At 65.9% G+C, this 246-nt stretch carries 1 protein-coding gene; it reads right to left on the bottom strand.

Features of this window, described 5'->3' with window-relative positions:
- Positions 1–246 (bottom strand): hypothetical protein (locus tag ACZ3GY_RS24620; RefSeq protein ID WP_465912426.1); only part of this gene is annotated, 246 nt, incomplete at both ends.

The raw sequence follows: 246 nt of genomic DNA, 5'->3' as shown, positions 1-246 counted from the left end.
CGGCGCGCACCAGCAGCGTTCTCTGCTGCAGATCGAAGAAGCGCACGAAGCCCATCACCAGCAGCACCTTTTCCAGGATCAGGAAACTGCCATACACCGGATTGGCCAGCGCCAGTTCACCCAGGGGCGTGAGATACAGCACCGCCAGCCGGCCCAGCAGGGCACAGCTGATGGCGGCGGCAAACCAGTTGGCACCGGGCGGCGTGCGCGGGATGCGCGCGGCCAGCAGGAACAGCGCGATGAAGA

Source organism: Pseudomonas sp. PME37.24/006, from assembly GCF_055556635.1.
The sequence above is the reverse complement of the archived record's forward strand: the minus strand, read 5'-3'. Positions and strand labels throughout refer to the sequence as shown.